General features: G+C 46.9%; 18 protein-coding genes. 11 read left to right on the top strand and 7 right to left on the bottom strand.

Annotation, left to right across the window (positions count from 1 at the left end):
* The first annotated feature begins 3 nt into the window (after window positions 1-3).
* The 9 genes from OK023_RS13665 (at window position 4) to OK023_RS13625 (ending at window position 7,167) form a co-directional block, all read left to right on the top strand.
* Window positions 4-1,593 carry an ABC transporter substrate-binding protein gene (locus OK023_RS13665; RefSeq protein WP_317693255.1) on the top strand — a complete coding sequence of 530 codons (1,590 nt, stop codon included), beginning with the start codon at window positions 4-6 and terminating at the stop codon, window positions 1,591-1,593.
* 11 nt (window positions 1,594-1,604) lie between these two features.
* Window positions 1,605-2,603 carry an ABC transporter permease gene (locus OK023_RS13660; RefSeq protein WP_317697718.1) on the top strand — a complete coding sequence of 333 codons (999 nt, stop codon included), beginning with the start codon at window positions 1,605-1,607 and terminating at the stop codon, window positions 2,601-2,603.
* Window positions 2,603-3,415: an ABC transporter permease gene (locus OK023_RS13655; protein ID WP_317693254.1), complete on the top strand. Its 813-nt coding sequence runs from the start codon at window positions 2,603-2,605 to the stop codon at window positions 3,413-3,415. The genes OK023_RS13660 and OK023_RS13655 overlap by 1 nt, the downstream gene beginning before the upstream one ends.
* The gene (locus OK023_RS13650; protein ID WP_317693253.1) at window positions 3,409-4,215 is read left to right on the top strand and encodes an ATP-binding cassette domain-containing protein; all 807 of its coding nucleotides are present in this window, start codon (window positions 3,409-3,411) and stop codon (window positions 4,213-4,215) included. Before OK023_RS13655 ends, OK023_RS13650 begins: the two co-directional genes overlap by 7 nt.
* The gene (locus OK023_RS13645; RefSeq protein WP_317693252.1) at window positions 4,215-4,808 is read left to right on the top strand and encodes an ATP-binding cassette domain-containing protein; all 594 of its coding nucleotides are present in this window, start codon (window positions 4,215-4,217) and stop codon (window positions 4,806-4,808) included. Before OK023_RS13650 ends, OK023_RS13645 begins: the two co-directional genes overlap by 1 nt.
* 61 nt (window positions 4,809-4,869) lie before the next feature.
* Window positions 4,870-5,256: a lysozyme inhibitor LprI family protein gene (locus OK023_RS13640; RefSeq protein ID WP_317693251.1), complete on the top strand. Its 387-nt coding sequence runs from the start codon at window positions 4,870-4,872 to the stop codon at window positions 5,254-5,256.
* A gap of 33 nt (window positions 5,257-5,289) precedes the next feature.
* Complete coding sequence (locus OK023_RS13635; protein ID WP_411569360.1) at window positions 5,290-5,457, top strand: hypothetical protein; 168 nt, start codon at window positions 5,290-5,292, stop codon at window positions 5,455-5,457.
* A gap of 169 nt (window positions 5,458-5,626) precedes the next feature.
* Window positions 5,627-6,814, top strand: a complete 1,188-nt coding sequence (locus tag OK023_RS13630; RefSeq protein WP_317693250.1) for a hypothetical protein — start codon at window positions 5,627-5,629, stop codon at window positions 6,812-6,814.
* Window positions 6,815-6,816: 2 nt separating this feature from the next.
* Entirely contained in the window at window positions 6,817-7,167 is a 351-nt protein-coding gene (locus tag OK023_RS13625; protein WP_317693249.1) for a hypothetical protein, read from the top strand.
* Window positions 7,168-7,404: 237 nt separating this feature from the next.
* Here OK023_RS13625 and OK023_RS13620 read toward each other — a convergent pair whose 3' ends face one another.
* Together OK023_RS13620 and OK023_RS13615 are read right to left on the bottom strand one after the other, a co-directional pair.
* Window positions 7,405-7,590 (bottom strand): hypothetical protein, encoded by a 186-nt coding sequence (locus OK023_RS13620; protein WP_317692802.1) that lies wholly within the window; start codon window positions 7,588-7,590, stop codon window positions 7,405-7,407.
* On the bottom strand, window positions 7,590-8,402 hold the full coding sequence (locus OK023_RS13615; RefSeq protein WP_317693248.1) for a hypothetical protein: 813 nt from the start codon (window positions 8,400-8,402) through the stop codon (window positions 7,590-7,592). Before OK023_RS13615 ends, OK023_RS13620 begins: the two co-directional genes overlap by 1 nt.
* Before the next feature lie 664 nt (window positions 8,403-9,066).
* On the opposite strand from OK023_RS13615, the gene mutS reads away from it, so the two are divergent.
* Together mutS and tnpA are read left to right on the top strand one after the other, a co-directional pair.
* On the top strand, window positions 9,067-11,622 hold the full coding sequence (gene mutS / locus OK023_RS13610) for a DNA mismatch repair protein MutS (RefSeq protein ID WP_317693247.1): 2,556 nt from the start codon (window positions 9,067-9,069) through the stop codon (window positions 11,620-11,622).
* Window positions 11,623-11,814: 192 nt separating this feature from the next.
* Window positions 11,815-12,252, top strand: coding sequence for an IS200/IS605 family transposase (tnpA, locus tag OK023_RS13605; protein ID WP_317697714.1), 438 nt, complete (start codon window positions 11,815-11,817; stop codon window positions 12,250-12,252).
* An 81-nt stretch (window positions 12,253-12,333) separates the two neighbouring features.
* Here tnpA and rpoS read toward each other — a convergent pair whose 3' ends face one another.
* From rpoS to truD, 5 genes are all read right to left on the bottom strand, one after another.
* Complete coding sequence (gene rpoS / locus OK023_RS13600) at window positions 12,334-13,332, bottom strand: RNA polymerase sigma factor RpoS (protein ID WP_317693246.1); 999 nt, start codon at window positions 13,330-13,332, stop codon at window positions 12,334-12,336.
* Window positions 13,333-13,386: 54 nt separating this feature from the next.
* Window positions 13,387-14,361: a murein hydrolase activator NlpD gene (gene nlpD / locus OK023_RS13595; RefSeq protein ID WP_317697712.1), complete on the bottom strand. Its 975-nt coding sequence runs from the start codon at window positions 14,359-14,361 to the stop codon at window positions 13,387-13,389.
* A gap of 425 nt (window positions 14,362-14,786) precedes the next feature.
* Window positions 14,787-15,413, bottom strand: a complete 627-nt coding sequence (locus OK023_RS13590) for a protein-L-isoaspartate(D-aspartate) O-methyltransferase (protein ID WP_317693245.1) — start codon at window positions 15,411-15,413, stop codon at window positions 14,787-14,789.
* Window positions 15,407-16,168 (bottom strand): 5'/3'-nucleotidase SurE, encoded by a 762-nt coding sequence (surE, locus tag OK023_RS13585; RefSeq protein WP_317693244.1) that lies wholly within the window; start codon window positions 16,166-16,168, stop codon window positions 15,407-15,409. The genes OK023_RS13590 and surE overlap by 7 nt, the downstream gene beginning before the upstream one ends.
* Before the next feature lie 664 nt (window positions 16,169-16,832).
* Window positions 16,833-17,879, bottom strand: a complete 1,047-nt coding sequence (gene truD / locus OK023_RS13580) for a tRNA pseudouridine(13) synthase TruD (RefSeq protein ID WP_317693243.1) — start codon at window positions 17,877-17,879, stop codon at window positions 16,833-16,835.

Here is a 17,879-nt window from a genome sequence, read left to right as displayed (position 1 = left end):
TACATGCCACTAAATTTGAAAACACTCGCTTATGCTCTGGCTTTTATCGTAAGTACATTGCCGTTTTATTCCCATGCCGATAATTCGGCATCATCCCAGCGCTTGCTCATGTTGGCGATTGGTGATGAACCAACCGAAGGCTTTGATCCGTTGTTGGGCTGGAGTCACGGGAGCTACTTGCTGTTACACAGTCCGCTGCTAAAACAACGAATCGATTTAAGTTGGGATAATTTACTGACCGAAAATGTAGTTAATGAAGCTGACGGAAAAACCTGGGCAATAACACTAAAACCCGATTTAAAATTCTCTGATGGTTCCCCTCTTACGGCCAGAGATATTGCTTTCACTTATAATCAGGCTGCGCAAGGTGGCGGTAAAATTGATATGGGTAATTTTGCTTCAGCCAAAGTTTTAGACGATCGTCACGTTGAAATTTCCTTATCGGCCCCACAAAGCACATTCGTCAATGTATTAGGGTCGTTAGGGATCGTTTCTGAAAAAAAATATGATGCTAAAACCTACGCGCAGAATCCTGTCGGCGCAGGCCCGTACCGTCTTGTCGATTTTCAGCCGGGGCAACAACTCATTGTCGAAGCTAATCCTTATTACTCAGGCCACAAAAACGATTTCGACAAGCTGATATTCGTCTTTTTAGATGAGGACAGTGCGTATGCGGCAGCACAAAGTGGTCAATTAGGGGTAGTCAAAATTGCGCCTTCTGTATCTGTAACACCGCAGCAGAGTTTAAAACTGTGGGTTCGTCCGAGCGTAGAAAACCGAGGGATTGTTTTCCCCACAACGCATGCCGGAAAAAAAGACGCGAACGGTTACCCAGTCGGCAACGATATTACTGCTGATGTTGCTATCCGCCGTGCCATTAACTACGCCATTGACCGTCAACTGCTCGCCGACCAACTGATGGAAGGCCACGCCACCCCAGCTTACACCGCGGTGCAGGGTTTGCCCTGGGATAACCACCAGGCATCATTTCAAGATGGTGATATTGTCCGAGCGAAACAGATCCTGGATGATGCGGGCTGGAAAGTCGGCGACGACGGGATCCGTCTCAAGAATGGTCAAAAAGCGCAGGTAACGTTGTGGTACGCCAGTGGTGACAGTACACGTCGCGATTTGGCACAGGCCGTTCGTGCGATGTTGAAGCCCCTGGGTATCGCTATGGATCTGAAATCCGGCAGTTGGGAAACTGTCGAGCGAAATATGCACGCCAATCCAACACTGTTTGGATGGGGTAGCTTGGATCCAATGGAACTTTATCATCATTACAGCAGCAAAGCCGCTGGTGTTGGGTATTACAATCCGGGCTACTACAGCAATCCAACTGTTGATCAGCACCTGCAACAGGCATTAGACGCTCCAACATGGCAGCAAGCGCTTCCTTTCTGGCAGCAACTGGAATGGGACGGTAAAACGGGAGTCGGCGTACAGGGCGATGCGGCCTGGGCCTGGCTACTTAATTTACAACATATTTATCTTGCCAATCCTTGTGTCGATTTAGGCAACGCTGCGCCTGAAATTCATGGCAGTTGGTCGGTACTGAACAATCTGCAAGACTGGAAATGGACGTGTCACTAATACGGTTGGTCATGGCAAGACTGAGCGTGGCCCGGTTTAACGGACTACGGCAAGTGTCGTATTTATTATTCAGGCTAGCACTCCTGCTAATTCTGGTATCGGCAGGAACTTTCACGCTACTCAGCTTTTCCCCGGTTGACCCCATTCGTGCCTACATCGGTAACGATTTGCTGTATGTTCCCCCGCAACAGTATGCATTGATTGCCGCTCGTTGGGGATTAGATCAACCCTTATGGCTACGATTCTGGCACTGGTTCTCGCAAGTGTTAAAGGGCGACCTCGGTTATTCGATGTTGTATAACGCTCCCGTCGCTGAAGTGATTGGTCAGCGTTTCTCCCTCTCTTTTGCCTTGTTAAACAGTGCGTGGTTGCTGTCGGGCATATCAGGTATCCTGATGGGATTTACCGCCGGGCGTTACCTGAACCGCTGGCCGGATCGTTTAATTTGCCGCATTAGCTATTTGTTATCTTCGCTACCAACGTTTTGGGTGGGATTATTATTACTGGTGATTTTTGCTGTGCGTTGGCAATGGTTTCCAGTTTGCTGCGCTTGGCAACCGGGCAGTAACGCGCAGGACGCCAGTATTAGCGACCGCATCCATCATTTAATTCTACCAATGATTGCGCTGAGCTTGATGGGCTTCGGACAAATCGCGCTACATACACGGGAAAAAATTGCTGAAGTAATGAGCAGTGATTTTGTGCACTATGCTCGGGCTCAGGGCGATAAAGGTTGGTCATTATTACGCGTGCAAGTATTTCGCCACGCGCTGACTCCTGCTTTGTGCCTGCAGTTTGCTTCGATAGGTGAATTTTTCGGCGGATCTTTACTGGCAGAAAAAATATTTGCCTATCCCGGCTTAGGGCAAGCCACTATTGACGCAGGGCTACGCGGCGATATTCCTCTGCTAATGGGGATCGTGCTGTTTAGTACCTTGTTGGTATTTTGTGGCAATACTCTCGCCACGCGGTTATTGGCAAGAATGAACCGCATCTTGGAACATAAATAATGTTAAATAATCCCGTTCCAGCCTTGCTACGCGTTACTTTGTCCGCCTTACTGCTCTGTCTGTTGACCGCATATGGTATTTCTTTGCTGTCAGCAGACATACCGATCGATCTTCTAGCGCGCTATCAGCCACCGAGTGCTGCGCACTGGTTTGGCACCGACAATATGGGACGTGACCTGTGGTTGCGTTGCTTTCAGGGCACATTGACCAGTTTGCAAATTGGTATTGGCGCAGCATTATGCAGCGGGATCATTGCGATGTTGGCCGCCAGCCTTACCTTAATCCATCACTCTATCGATCAGACGCTACGGTTAGTTATCGACACTTTGCTTTCATTACCTCATTTATTATTACTTGTCTTAATCTGCTTTACCGTTGGTGGCGGTAAGCAAGGCGTGGTTATAGCCGTCGCCTTAACCCACTGGCCAAAGCTGGCGTTAATACTTCGTGCAGAAGCACAACGCATTCGCACCAGTGATTACATAACGCTGGCTCAGCGGATAGGGAATAGTCGTTGGTACTGTTGGCGAACTCATTATCTACCGGCGTTATCGGCGCAGTGGTTCGTTGGCACTCTTCTGATGTTCCCTCATGCGGTCTTGCATAGTGCCGCGCTAAGTTTTCTGGGTTTCGGGCTGGCTCCTCATGAACCATCGCTGGGGATTTTGCTGTCAGATGCTTTGCGTTTTCTCAGTAATGGGAGCTGGTGGTTGGCTGTGTTTCCCGGCCTGATGCTTTTGTTGATTGTTTTACTGTTTGATCAATGTGTTCGTGCGATCCACTACCTGTGGTTGAGGAATCAATCATGTTAAATTTCAGGCATGTCTCTGTTGAAAATGTTTACTACAACTGGTTCGGACATAAACAGCTATCACCGATCCTCAGCGATATTAATCTGAGCTTAGAGCGCGGTGAAATTACAGCCTTGGTGGGCGGCAGTGGCGAAGGCAAAAGCCTCTTGCTGCAAAGTGCTTTGGCCCTACTGCCGGAAAATTTGCGTATGAGCGGAGAGATCAGGCTCGAAGGTAAATTACTTAATTTGGAGCAGTGTAAAAAGCTACGTGGAAACACGCTGTGCTACGTACCACAAGGGGTAAGTTCGCTCAATCCTTTACTGAAAGTGGGCACCCAGTTGAAGCGTAGTCTGCAATTGAGCGGAAAGCATTCTTGCGTGCTAGCGCTTGAGCAACAGATCAAACACTTTCAGCTTCAGACAGATATTCTGCTGAAATATCCCAAGCAGTTATCCGGTGGAATGGCAAAGCGTGTGTTGGCCTGTAATGCAGCATTAGGTGGCGCGCACTACATCCTGGCGGATGAAATTACCGCATGGCTTGATGAACCATTGGCATGCCAGCTATTACAACAACTACGCGATCTGAGTGCTCAAGGGGCAGGCGTATTATGGGTAACACATGATTTGTCATTGGCGGCGCGTTATGCCGACCGCATCGTCGCGCTCAATGGAGGTCGGATTAGCGATGATATCTCGATTTCTGAATTAAAAAACGGAGGCGGAAGTGTGACGCTACGTCGGCACTGGTTGGCCCTACCGGAATACTACAGCTTGTTTCCTGATGAGAGCCTGTCAGGTTGTGCAGGGAGTACGTAATGTTTTGTGTTTCTCAACTAACAATTGAGCAGGATGAACGCCTGCTCTGGCAAAATTTTTCTTTTAGTTTAGCAACCGGTGAGCGGTTAGGTATTTCCGCACCGAGCGGTTACGGAAAAACAATTTTAGGCCGCGTGTTAGCGGGCTGGCAGACATATCGACAGGGACAAATTACTCTGGATGGTCTCCCTTTGCCGAAGCAAGGTTATTGTCCCGTCCAGTTAGTACCCCAGCATCCTGAACAGACATTTAATCCCTATCGCACCACAGGAGAGGCGCTAGGCGACGCCTGGCATCCAGATGAGAAGCAGATGGGATATCTCCATGTCAAACCAGAGTGGTTGATGCGTAAACCCGCCCAGCTTTCTAGCGGTGAACTGGCACGCATAGCGCTTTTGCGTGCACTTGATCCGCGTACGCGATTGCTGATTGCTGATGAAGTCACTGCGCAACTCGATCCCCCTATTCAAAAAGACATCTGGCAGCGATTGATTATCGAATCCCAGCAGCGCAAGCTGAGCATAATTATTTTCAGTCATCAAATGGCATTAATGAGGCAGATCTGCTCACGCATCATTGTTACTCCGGTTTGAGTACGCTACCACTAAATGATGAACCGGGAAGGCAAAGAATTAAATACTTGGAGAGTATGAGATGAAGAAATTTATAATTATATGCTTTTTTTCCTTTGGGGTTTACGCTCAAGACGATTGTAATAACATTACTGATTCCAATCAGGCTTATGTATGTTCTTATCAAAAAAAAGATGAGGTTAGTTTAAAGCTAAAAAAAGAGTACGAGTTATATATTAGTGAGATAAACAAAAGCTATTCTGCGGATATTGTTTTAGGAAATAAATTACTGGAAAAAGTTAAGATGTCACAATCAAAATGGATTGAATACATGAATTCCACATGTGATGTTTACGCTTTTCATATAGAAGAAAACAGCCGAACTCATTCATTTGCAATAAACAACTGCATTTCTGACATGACTGAAAAAAGAATACATGAGATATCACAGATGATTGGTAATATATAATAAAACTCTACATATCAGAACATACGCCGAACAGTGCGTACTGGCTTGGCACGTCTTGGATGTCCCAGTGAGGTCGCTGAAGCCGTTTTAGGCCATTCACGTAAGGGTATCGAAGGCACTTACGATCTCTACCGCTACGAGGCTGAGTGTAAGGTTTGGCTGCAAAAATGGGCGGATTATCTCGATACGTTGAAAAAGTGATTTTGTGTTGATGTGTTTAAGTCAATGAGTTAAGAAGGTCATTGACTCGCAGCAGGACTAATGACAGCGTGTTACTACCTGATACCCTAACGATGTTTTATGATTTTCCAGGCTTTCTGAGTGTGCTAGTGTTAAGTCCATTTTACGAATGCTTAACACGGAGGTAACAGTGAGCCTGAGTTTGCCCGGTATCTATTTGTACTATCTACCGAACGATAATCTTGCCCCTGAAGAGTTTGAACGCATAATCAGTGCTCATAGGGCTTGGTCACGGATTTGTCGAGAGTATGTGTTTGATGAGGGTTATGGTACGGGTCGCTATATCATCAATATGCGTGAAGATCGTACTGTTCAGCACCGCACTGCTTCACGCGGCCTACGTGAAAAAGAGAAACTGGAAAAAATGGTGTTTTCCGGTGATGTGGTGATGTTGAGTGATATCTACGGCCCGGCAAACCTGTTTTATATCAATGAAGGCGGTAAGCTGGTTTGCACTGACCCTATGGCTTTTCGTTTTGAGGGGACAAAAAAGATTATTGCTCAATACGATCAGTCAGTCCTTAGGCGAGACTACCGGACAACAAACGGAAAACCGCGTCCAACACCAATGAATCAATTCAGGCGCGGAGAAAGCCCAGTACAAGCACAAGCGCCGTTGAGAACGATAAACAGCGCTAATGCAGGTCGCTTACTGGCTGCTGGAGGCATTTATAACCAGAACCCTGAAATGTTTGCAGATACTGCTAAAAAGCTGGGGGGTGATGCTGCTAAAGGGTTCGATCAGGTACTGAATGAGAAAACGGCAGGTGCTGCAGTGGCTGCTAGTGCCCTACTTGGTGCAAGGCGCATGGGTTCAAAGCTATCACTCACCAAGAATGCCGATGGGATTAATGAAACAAAAATAAACTCCACTCCTCTGGAAAGCCAAAAACGCTTGAATACACCAGATATAAATGGCAATGGGAAGTACAATCCAGCAGAAGCCGCGGCTGCGGCAAGACTGGAAAATAAGCTAGGGCCCCTAGAAAGAGCACCTGATACTGGGGGGAAAACTGCTGATTTTATTATAAGTAGTGGTCCTAATGCAGGAAAAACTGTTGATTTTATGTATACAACAAAGAACTTATCCCAAAAAGAAGTTGATGGACTAAACAAGTTCTTTGAGAAAAACATGACTGTGACGAGAACTGATGGGGAAATCCCAATTGGTCAAAAACAAATCCTTGACCATTTAGGGAAAGCGGACATAGTTCCTGTTGATTTTAGTGTATTGACACCATCTAACCAGAAAGTGTTTATGGATTACATAAAAACATTACCTAAAAATCAACAAGAAAAATTTATTATTATGAGGTGATTATGGGTTCTTTTTTTGATATAGGGTGCAAGGCATATAATAACAACTATGGTGAAAGGGGTCTTACGGTAGGACTTAACCGAACGGCCTCTAATGCTTTAGAAACATTGTTCGATGAGGCATTGCAGGCGAATCATCCGGATATACACGAAAAGATAATGATGTACCTACCCTTGGATCAGATAAGTTTTAGTGAGTTGAGTAAAGAAGAGTTTAATTTGGCTGTAAAAGCGATTAAGGACTGTATTCATAACCGAACAGAGCCAACGGAGGGACAATCATATCAGAAGCGTATGTGGGAGGAAGAAATACAACCACTTATTTTACAAGATGAGCGTTATCAACAACTTTAAAGTAAAAGCCCGGTAAAAACTGAATTGACCGGGGTTATGGCTTTTAAATCTTTCCTTTTTCCTCTGTAATTAGGGCGGATAGGTGCTTTGTCGGGAAACGAGTTTAACACCGCTTGCAGTGGCACCTCCCCCAAAGGTACTAGGCCCTTGGATAGGCCAAAAATGCAGCCAAAACCCCTGTAACTTGTAGTATGACGGGGGACAGCGATCTAGTCGTTGCTCATCCAAGGTAAATTGCTACGATGCTTGATTTTTCAAGACAATCTTCAAATATGGATGCCGCCAACTTTCATCAATCAAGCGGTAAGAAATAAACCCATCGTGCTCTAACGCGCATATCAGACCTGGATGATCGCGTACAAATTGGTAGACCGCCAAGCTTTCCAACCCTTGCAGCATATGAGCCAGCAGCTTGCGGCGCATTACATCACTCTTCCGCCGTGTACCTGTTGCCACGCACTTGTAAGTACATTTGAAGGTCTGCCCCACCGCATTTGTAACACACTTTCCATAGCGGTTAGTTTTACCAGTAGCTTCATAAACGTCCAGTAACCTAGCCAGATCGTGCTTGAGTGGCTCCAAGTGTTCAAGCCAGCGCAGGAGAATAGTTTGGCTTTAGAGCGTCCGAACTCCTTTCTCAGCAGGCGGACAGTCGCACTTCTGAAGGAAAGGCTGACATAACCAGAGTTGAACACACTGGCATACCTAAACTGCTTAACCAACGCTTCATCTACCCCTAAAACCTTGCAGATCACTTTTGAATCCAGAAGCCGTAAGTTACGGTCTGAAACGTCGATAGACTGTAGTTCATGGCGCAGGATCTCAAGCTGGCACCTCTTTATATCGTAGTTGTAACCACGAGCAAGACACGCCCATTTCATCTTGGAGGGCAAACTTTGGAAGCTAGTGCCGATTTCGAACGAGCGACCACCTATTTTAGCTGATTTATATGACTGCCGGTACGCAACAACCAGTGGCGTGTCTGAAATCAGATCTACGCCTACCTCTGCCAAATGAGACAGGAAATTGCGGTAGAACATCATATTTTTAGCTGAGTGGTGAGTGTCCACATATTGCCGCAACGCATCAAGGTTGATATGCAGCGGTTCTAGATTGCCCCATACTGTTTTCAACAAGTTTCGGAATGGCTTGTTTGGTATATCGCGTTTTGACCATTGATGCTTCACCTGACAGCCACGGTTGATCGCCTGCCCGATCATGTCATCAAAGGTCATACGTTTACGTTTGTTGAAAATGTTGGTCAAGTAACTTACACGGTCAGTTCGACTGAGATACTTGGTACGATCTCGGGTGAATAAATCGTGCAGGAACTGCTTAGATACCGCGAATGGCTTTCCTCTAACAGCCTTTGCTTCCTTTCTTTCAACTCAGTGGCCGGACAGCGTCCTTCATTTCTGATTTGCTTCAGTTCTTGCAACCTAACTTGAGCCGTTGCAAGCGTAGTTGCGGGAAGCTTCCAATTTTTACCTACGACAGCCTATTGCTCACTGGGCTAGTATAGCGTTAGAAAAAAGTCGTAATGATCGTAGTGAAAATAAGCAAGCCTCGATTTTCACTGATATCAGTTTGGCTTTTGTCCGTTGGCTTCATCATTTTTACTGCTTTGAATGCTAAAGATTTGCCCTACTCTGCGTCTGCTATCCATTTTTATGGTCAATATATTGATCTTATTAGTTATAAATCCATTTTTAGCTCGTTAGGCGTAGGTTTTGAGTTTGAGTGGAGACATTATACGATAGCCAACATAGCAGCCTGCGTTCAGGCTTGTGCTAACAGCAAGCAACGTTTAGTGGTTTTTAATGAGACTAAGTGATACCTAATGATAACAATCAGAATCACAATGAAATTTAAATTCAATGGATTAGAAGCGGTAGCGTTATGACAAAAACCGAAACTTTCGATTCGCATACGCCAATGATGCAGCAATACCTGCGCCTTAAGGCGCAACATCCAGAAATCTTACTCTTCTATCGTATGGGGGATTTCTACGAGCTGTTTTACGACGATGCTAAACGTGCATCCCAATTGTTGGATATCTCTCTGACCAAGCGCGGTGCTTCAGCAGGGGAACCTATTCCAATGGCAGGCGTTCCGCACCATGCCGTGGAAAACTATCTCGCCAAGTTAGTTCAACTTGGTGAGTCGGTTGCGATTTGTGAACAGATTGGCGATCCTGCTACCAGTAAAGGTCCGGTAGAGCGTAAAGTTGTACGCATAGTGACGCCAGGCACGATCACCGACGAAGCCTTGCTGCAAGAACGCCAAGATAATTTGCTGGCAGCTATATGGCAAGATAGTCGCGGTTTTGGTTATGCCACTTTGGATCTCAGTTCTGGCTGTTTCAGAGTTGCCGAACCGGAAGATCTCGAAACTATGTCAGCTGAATTGCAACGCACTAACCCGGCTGAATTACTATATCCAGAAACGTTCGAACAAATGGTGCTGATTGAACAGCGCCATGGCCTTCGCCGTCGTCCACTGTGGGAGTTTGAGCTGGAAACTGCACGCCAACAGCTGAATCTACAATTTGGTACCCGTGATCTCAACGGATTTGGTGTCGAACAGGCCGATCTTGCATTACGTGCAGCGGGCTGTCTATTGCAGTATGTCAAAGACACTCAGCGCACTTCACTGCCACATATCCGTGGTATCTCCATGGAGCGCCAGCAAGACGGTATTATCATGGATGCGGCAACACGTCGTAATTTGGAGATTACTCAAAACCTTTCCGGGGGAAGTGAAAATACTCTAGCTGCGATACTTGATCGCACCGTTACCCCAATGGGTAGCCGAATGCTCAAACGCTGGCTGCATATGCCTACGCGCGACATGGCTGTACTGAACAATCGACAGCAGGCGATCATCACACTGCAGAATCTAAGCGCTGACCTACAGCAACCGCTGCGTCAGGTTGGCGATCTTGAGCGAATTCTTGCACGATTGGCATTGCGCACCGCGCGTCCTCGTGATCTTGCCCGTATGCGCCATGCCTTTCAGCAATTGCCGGATATCTGCGCATTGCTGAAAAGTACAGAAACGGCCCATGTACAAAAACTTCTGTCTCAGATCGGTGATTTTGATGAACTGAAGACGCTACTTGAACGTGCTATTGTTGAAGCGCCTCCTGTTCTGGTTCGTGACGGCGGTGTAATTGCCCCTGGCTATAACGAAGAACTGGATGAGTGGCGTGCACTTGCAGACGGCGCCAGCGATTATCTTGACCGCCTGGAGATCCGTGAACGTGAGAAGTTGGGCCTGGACACCCTTAAGGTCGGTTTTAACGGCGTGCACGGTTATTATATTCAGGTCAGTCGCGGGCAAAGTCATCTGGTCCCGATCCACTATGTTCGCCGCCAAACTCTGAAGAATGCGGAGCGTTACATCATTCCTGAGTTGAAGGAATATGAAGACAAAGTGCTGACGTCAAAAGGGAAGGCACTGTCGATAGAAAAAGGGTTGTATGACGAACTGTTTGATTTGTTGTTACCTCATCTTGAGGCATTACAGCAGAGCGCAGGGGCATTGGCGGAACTGGATGTACTGGTTAATCTTGCCGAACGTGCGGAAACGCTGAATTACGCTTGCCCAACCATCAGTGAACAACGGGGTATCCACATTGTTGATGGTCGTCATCCAGTGGTCGAGCAGGTTTTGAGCGAGCCGTTTATTGCCAACCCGGTTTCACTTTCTCCGCAGCGCCGTATGCTGATCATTACCGGACCCAATATGGGCGGAAAAAGTACCTATATGCGGCAAATTGCGTTGATTGTCTTGATGGCACATATTGGTAGTTTTGTGCCAGCAGTCAAAGCGACTATCGGTCCGGTGGATCGTATTTTTACTCGCGTGGGCGCTGCTGATGATTTAGCCTCTGGTCGCTCTACCTTCATGGTTGAGATGACCGAAACTGCTAATATCCTTCACAATGCTACTGAGAACAGCCTAGTGCTAATGGACGAAATTGGTCGCGGTACTTCAACTTATGATGGGCTTTCCCTTGCTTGGGCTTGTGCCGAAAATCTGGCGGGCCGGATCAAAGCGATGACATTATTTGCTACCCATTACTTTGAACTGACAACGCTGCCAGAAAAAATAGAAGGCGTGGTCAATGTACATCTAGATGCTCTGGAACATGGTGATACGATTGCTTTTATGCACAGTGTGCAAGATGGCGCAGCCAGTAAAAGTTATGGATTGGCAGTTGCGGCATTGGCCGGTGTGCCTCGTGATGTGATTAAGCGTGCGCGCCAGAAGTTACGTGAACTGGAGACGATGTCCAGCCAAGCTGCTGCCGGTAAGGCGGATACTACTCAGATGACGCTACTGAATGAAGAGGTTTCCCCGGCATTAGAAGCATTGGAGGCATTAGATGCTGACGCTCTGTCGCCACGGCAAGCACTGGAGTGGATTTACCGACTGAAAAGTCTAGTTTAGGTTAAATCAGGCATAAGAAACACAAATTTCCCGCAAGATAAGGGATAAACAGTTTTGTTTGGTATTAAGTGTTGTCAGCCCTAAACCACCTCCTTGGGAGGTGGTGATTGTTCCTGTGAGGCTCTAGCCTGAAGAAAGCCCATGCCAGAAAATTCCAGCTTACTCACCACAAGTAAGAAGGAAATCACTGACATGAGCAGTTATAGAAGTTCAGCACATGTGTTCTGGCGTTGTAAATACCACTTGGTTTGGACGCCAAAGTATCGTTACAAAATCCTCACAGGAGTAGTAGGGAAAGAGTTTTATCGTTCAATTTACATACTGTGCAATATGAAAGATTGCGAGATATTGGAATTGAATGTGCAATCAGATCATGTTCATCTGGTTGTGATGGTGCCCCCTAAACTCTCGATATCCACGTTAATGGGCGTCCTGAAAGGACGCAGTGCAATTCGCCTTTACAACAAATTCCCACATATACGGAAGAAACTTTGGGGGAATCACTTTTGGGCAAGGGGCTACTTTGTTGACACGGTTGGTGTGAACGAAGAAATTATAAGGCGTTATGTGAGGCATCAGGATAAGAAGGACCAAGAATACGAACAGCAGATGGGGTTGTTGCGGGATTAAAACGGACAAGGCTCCCTTCTAGGGAGCCCCATTTAAAGCCACCTCTTCAAGAGGTGGATTTTTACTTTGGCTAAGGAAAGTTTATTCGCGGAACAGTGCCTCGATGCTCAAACCCTGCAGTTGTAAAATTTCACGCAGACGGCGTAAACCTTCAACTTGGATTTGGCGGACACGTTCACGGGTTAAACCGATCTCACTGCCCACATCTTCCAGCGTTGCCGCTTCATAACCCAACAGACCGAAACGACGAGCCAGCACTTCACGCTGTTTGGCATTCAATTCGAACAACCATTTAACGATGCTTTGTTTCATGTCGTCGTCTTGAGTCACGTCCTCAGGCCCATTGTCTTTATCATCTGCTAGAATATCCAACAGCGCTTTCTCTGAATCACCCCCCAGCGGCGTATCAACAGAAGTGATACGTTCGTTCAAGCGCAACATACGGCTGACATCATCAACCGGTTTGTCGAGTTGCTCCGCAATCTCTTCAGCACTTGGTTCGTGATCCAGCTTGTGAGAAAGCTCACGCGCGGTGCGTAAATAAACATTCAGCTCTTTAACGATATGGATTGGCAAACGAATAGTCCGGGTTTGGTTCATGATTGCCCGTTCTATTGTTTGACGTATCCACCAAGTTGCATAAGTAGAAAAACGGAAACCGCGTTCTGGATCAAACTTTTCAACCGCACGTATCAGGCCGAGATTTCCCTCTTCAATGAGGTCCAGCAGTGCAAGGCCGCGATTGCCATAACGACGGGCAATTTTCACTACCAGTCTCAGGTTGCTTTCTATCATGCGTCGGCGTGATGGTACGTCTCCGCGCAGAGCGCGCCGTGCAAAATAGACTTCTTCCTCTGCAGTCAGTAGAGGTGAATAACCAATTTCGCCCAGATAGAGCTGCGTTGCATCCAATACGCGTTGGGTAACACTTTGAGACAACAGCTCATCATCAGCTAAATCGTTCTCGATGGTGTCGTCTTCTACCAGTTCTTTTTCGTCGAGTGATTCGGCTTCCATGGCATTCTCGTCGAAATCTGCATCGTCATGTAACTCGTTAACTTTCAGCGTATTTTGGCTCATAAAGCGGCTCCTACCCGTGATACTACAAGCAGAATGCAACACACTCTGCCCAATCTATCGCTGCGGAAGATAACGCAGCGGGTTTACGGATTTCCCCTTGTAGCGAATTTCGAAATGCAAACGTACTGAACTGGTTCCGGTGCTTCCCATCGTTGCTATTTTTTGCCCCGCCTTCACTTCTTGTTGTTCCCGGACCAGCATTGTGTCGTTGTGGGCGTAGGCACTCAGGTAATCATCATTATGCTTAATGATGATTAGGTTACCGTAACCCCGTAAAGCGTTGCCTGCATAAACTACACGACCATCGGCGGTAGCAAAAATAGGCTGCCCACGGGTGCCAGAGATATCGATACCTTTGTTCCCTCCTTCCGATGAAGAGAAGTTATCAATGATCTTACCGTCAGTTGGCCATCTCCAACTACTCACTGGAGTGCTGTTGCTGGCGGTGCTGCTCACCGGAGGTGCCGCAGCTGGCGCGGTAACAGGAGCGGCGGCAGAACCTGTCACGACCGCACCTGATGAAGGTAACATTTTACCTACATTCTGTTTACCTGAGTTACCAGAATACGCGTTAGTTGATTGAGAATCAACCGTTGTAGTTTGTATCTGATGACTTGAAGGTGGCTTTGGTACAGTCCCGTTGCTCGAATTTGTCGAAGCCAGCATACCGCCACTACTCCCGGCAGAGCCATTACCAATTTTAATGGTTTGACCTACTTCCAGGTTATACGGCTGAGGAATATTGTTGCGCTGTGCTAGATCTCGAAAATCGTTACCGGTGATCCACGCAATATAGAATAGTGTGTCTCCACGCTTAACGGTATAGGTGTTACCGCTGTAGCTCCCCTTAGGGATCTCACTATAACTACGATTGTAAACAATACGCCCCGCATTACTGGATACTGTTGCAGCGTCGTTACCGCCGCTACCAACGCTGCTAATAGGTGCCGAGGTAGAATTATTATTCGAACAACCTGCCAACCACAAACTTAATACCGTACACACCGCAACCCGGCCTAAAGTAATCATTGGGCTTCCCGTATTCATGCTTCCCCCATGACAGCAATATCAGTGTTATTTCCAAAAAATACCCTTACAGCGTAGCTGAGCATTATACCAAGTGCTTTTAAAGCCCTAGCGTATTGGAGGATGGCGATAACATGCACCCAATTGCCTCTCGCTACAACTTCAAATTCTTGGAGTACAGTGTTACCTCAGCTTCAAGAAGAAGGGTTTCCCTGACCGATCACTGAATACCAGTAGATTTCCCGTCAGAGATTCAAAAGCAGTGCCAATTGTGTGACCATATTGGTACTGCTACATAATAAAACAATTACTACCCATCGTTTTTAAACCATACCTGCGATATTTTAGGTTCTGTGTTTATGGGGTCTGTTACTTGGCGGTGCCGCTGAATTTCAGGTAACTTGGGCACAGCCCGGATCGAATCGTTTTTAAGCCAGTTCACCTTTCACCAGGGGAACAAAGCGCACGGCCTCAACAGAATTAACAGAAAAATCATCACCACGCCGTTGAATACATTGAAGTATCTGCGTCTGTTCGCCAACAGGCAACACCAAAATACCACCGTTATCTAACTGTTGCATTAGTGCTTGGGGAATTTCAGGGGGAGCGGCTGTTACGATGATTGCATCAAAAGGGCCACGCGATGACCAACCTTGCCAGCCATCACCATGGCGGGTAGAGACATTGTGCAAATCAAGTTGCTTCAAACGGCGCTTTGCTTGCCACTGAAGCCCCTTAATCCTCTCAACAGAGCAGACGTGCTGTACCAGATGTGCCAAGATAGCAGTCTGATATCCAGAACCTGTACCGATTTCGAGAACTCTGGAAGTCGGCTGCAAACTTAGCAGTTCGGTCATGCGCGCTACCATATAAGGCTGGGAAATTGTCTGCCCCGAACCAATAGGCAATGCCGTATTTTCGTAGGCTTTGTGGGCTAACGCTTCGTCAACAAAACGTTCGCGGGGGACTTCTTCAATTGCCTTAAGCAACAGTTCATCCCTTATCCCTTGCTGACGTAACTGCGTCAGCAATTTTTGCATGTGTTTTTTTAACATTCCCCGAAAACCTCTGCCTCGGCTAACCAAGTTGCTAACACATTCTGTGTCCCATAAGCTGTTAAATCGACCTGTAAGGGCGTTACGGAAACGTAGTCTTGGTCCACTGCTGCGAAATCAGTATCTGGACCTGCATCAAATTTCTCTCCTGGAGGGCCTATCCAATACAATTTCTGACCGTGTGGGTCCTTCTGGCTGAATACCTTGTTGGCGGGATATCGGCTTCCACAGCGAGTCACGCGTATTCCTTTCAGTTGCGTCAAAGGCAAATCGGGTACGTTAATGTTGAAGATTCTACCTGAAGGCAATGGGTTGCGCTGTAATGCGCGCAGCAAGCGGCAGGTGATCACCGCCGCTGTATCATAGTGGTGATCACCATTAAGTGATACGGCAATAGCCGGCAAGCCCAAATGACGGCCTTCCATCGCGGCAGCCACAGTACCGGAATAGATAACATCATCCCCCAAATTAGGCCCGGTATTGATTCCTGAAATCACCATATCGGGTTTTGGGAGCATCAAAGCATTAACTCCAAGGTAAACGCAGTCGGTGGGGGTTCCATGCTGGACTGCAATATCGCCATTAGGAAAAGACTGGGTACGCAGTGGTGACTCCAATGTCAGCGCATTAGAGGACCCACTACGGTTACGATCCGGGGCTATAACCTGCACTTCGGCAAACTCACGCAGTGCCGCTGCCAGTATCTGGATACCCGGTGCGCTGACGCCGTCATCATTACTCAATAATATTTTCATATTGAATGTAAAAGATTTTTTATCATAATAAAAAAGAAAACTACATTCCGAACTGTATTTACATATGTATCTGTTTTTATTGTTCTTTTCAAGAGTGAGTCCAATATGTCCTTTTCTTTATTGTGATGAGGTTGGGGCAGCAAGGCAAGCGTTGTAGTTATTGTGGCATTGAAGCTATGTAACCAACATGATTGAGTCGGTATCAATCTTTGTTTTTTTTATCAAAGAGTTGGTAACGACGACATCTCTAGCAAAGAACGAGATTTAAGAGAAGCCTTTAGTCGTTCATTTGACGACGTGAAAAAGTACGATTCAGTTGAAGAGACTTACGTTAATACGCTTTCTCGTATACTGGTCAAGTTTAACGTTCCAAGTAGGCCCAATGGCCGGCTATCCCAGACATGAAGAAATGAGCTCAAGACAGGCTCTAACGCTCTTAATCGTTACCCGTTTAAAACGCTATTCGCTCATACAGATGTGCTCGAACTGAATAACGCCACATAACTGCGAAGGTACTTTTGTCCCCGACAGATAGCGTGCATGCAGATGCGTATCATGCAAATGGACGCCTAAAATTTGCCTTTGCAGGTTAAAGGAATGACGATGAAAAATTTCGTGCTCATGTTTAATAACGCCTATCACCACATCAATAACATCAACTAAATTATTCCGTAATATCCGCTTCACCATTGTTCTGTTGTATGATTTCGCGCACTACGCTGGTGGCAAAACTGCCTGCTGGTAACCAAAAACGCAATTCAACGGTGGCATCATCCCACCAGTTCCACAGCAGTTTCTGCGGTTGCAACAACAGTGCACGGCGAGCCGGCTCAACGCGCTCGCGCTTTAAAAGCGCGAGTAATTCTGGCTGTTGTAATAAGCACTGCTGTTCAAAGTTAAGTGCTTCCGCTGCGGTTCCTGGCTCACCGTCTCCAGGTAACGGGGCAGTAATCATCAGTTCGCCAGCTTCTAACCGCTGTTGCAAGTTGTTCAGTTCTTCCGTTTTGGCCACAAACCAACTACCACGCCCAGCCAGTTGCAAAACATCCCCATCCATCAACGTTTTTTGCTGATTATTGGCCAGGCGCTGGCTGGTGATAGCGTTAAACAGCGCGCTACGGCTGGCTGAAAGATAGAAACTGCGTTTGTTGCGCTCTTTGACGCGGATCTCGTCTTTAGCCCAGCGTCTCGCTAAGGTCAGGTTATTTCCACCGTGGCCAAATCGCTGACTGCCAAAATAATTGGGTACACCACTTTTAGCAATGGCTTGTAGACGTTGTTCAACCTCGTTGCGGTCGCTGATATGTCGCAATACCACGGTGAAATAATTACCTTTCAACGTGCCAATACGCAACTTGCGTAAATGGCGGGCAGCTTGCAGCACTTCACAACCTTCGAGCACAAACTGTGTAAGATCCGGTGAATCTTTACCCGGTAAGTGGAGACAAAACCATTGCTCTGTTACCGCATGACGATCTTTCAATCCTGCGTAGCTGACCGAACGGGGATGTATACTGGCGAATTTAGCCAGAGCGTCGGCGACAAACTGGGTATTGCAGCCGTTTTTTCGGATATTCACCAGCAGATGTTCCCCTTTACCATCTGGTACGAAGCCTAAATCCTCAACGACGAAAAAGTCTTCTGGTTTGGCTTTCAACACACCGGTGGCTTGTGGCTTGCCATGTAGCCAGGTCAGATTTGCCATATCCAT

It is taken from the genome of Serratia sp. UGAL515B_01 (genome assembly GCF_033095805.1).
In the GTDB taxonomy this organism is placed as follows: Bacteria; Pseudomonadota; Gammaproteobacteria; order Enterobacterales; family Enterobacteriaceae; genus Chania.
This window is presented reverse-complemented; position numbering and strand designations above follow the sequence as displayed.

What these genes read in the sequence shown, in the direction of transcription:
- OK023_RS13590 (WP_317693245.1), bottom strand. Translation starts at nt 15,413, where the DNA reads ATGTTAAAAAAACACATGCAAAAATTGCTGACGCAGTTACGTCAGCAA.
- OK023_RS13665 (WP_317693255.1), top strand. Translation starts at nt 4, where the DNA reads ATGCCACTAAATTTGAAAACACTCGCTTATGCTCTGGCTTTTATCGTA.
- truD (WP_317693243.1), bottom strand. Translation starts at nt 17,879, where the DNA reads ATGGATATGGCAAATCTGACCTGGCTACATGGCAAGCCACAAGCCACC.
- surE (WP_317693244.1), bottom strand. Translation starts at nt 16,168, where the DNA reads ATGAAAATATTATTGAGTAATGATGACGGCGTCAGCGCACCGGGTATC.
- OK023_RS13645 (WP_317693252.1), top strand. Translation starts at nt 4,215, where the DNA reads ATGTTTTGTGTTTCTCAACTAACAATTGAGCAGGATGAACGCCTGCTC.
- nlpD (WP_317697712.1), bottom strand. Translation starts at nt 14,361, where the DNA reads ATGATTACTTTAGGCCGGGTTGCGGTGTGTACGGTATTAAGTTTGTGG.
- OK023_RS13655 (WP_317693254.1), top strand. Translation starts at nt 2,603, where the DNA reads ATGTTAAATAATCCCGTTCCAGCCTTGCTACGCGTTACTTTGTCCGCC.
- OK023_RS13615 (WP_317693248.1), bottom strand. Translation starts at nt 8,402, where the DNA reads ATGACCTTTGATGACATGATCGGGCAGGCGATCAACCGTGGCTGTCAG.
- rpoS (WP_317693246.1), bottom strand. Translation starts at nt 13,332, where the DNA reads ATGAGCCAAAATACGCTGAAAGTTAACGAGTTACATGACGATGCAGAT.
- mutS (WP_317693247.1), top strand. Translation starts at nt 9,067, where the DNA reads ATGACAAAAACCGAAACTTTCGATTCGCATACGCCAATGATGCAGCAA.
- OK023_RS13620 (WP_317692802.1), bottom strand. Translation starts at nt 7,590, where the DNA reads ATGCGCCGCAAGCTGCTGGCTCATATGCTGCAAGGGTTGGAAAGCTTG.
- OK023_RS13625 (WP_317693249.1), top strand. Translation starts at nt 6,817, where the DNA reads ATGGGTTCTTTTTTTGATATAGGGTGCAAGGCATATAATAACAACTAT.
- tnpA (WP_317697714.1), top strand. Translation starts at nt 11,815, where the DNA reads ATGAGCAGTTATAGAAGTTCAGCACATGTGTTCTGGCGTTGTAAATAC.
- OK023_RS13640 (WP_317693251.1), top strand. Translation starts at nt 4,870, where the DNA reads ATGAAGAAATTTATAATTATATGCTTTTTTTCCTTTGGGGTTTACGCT.
- OK023_RS13660 (WP_317697718.1), top strand. Translation starts at nt 1,605, where the DNA reads ATGGCAAGACTGAGCGTGGCCCGGTTTAACGGACTACGGCAAGTGTCG.
- OK023_RS13650 (WP_317693253.1), top strand. Translation starts at nt 3,409, where the DNA reads ATGTTAAATTTCAGGCATGTCTCTGTTGAAAATGTTTACTACAACTGG.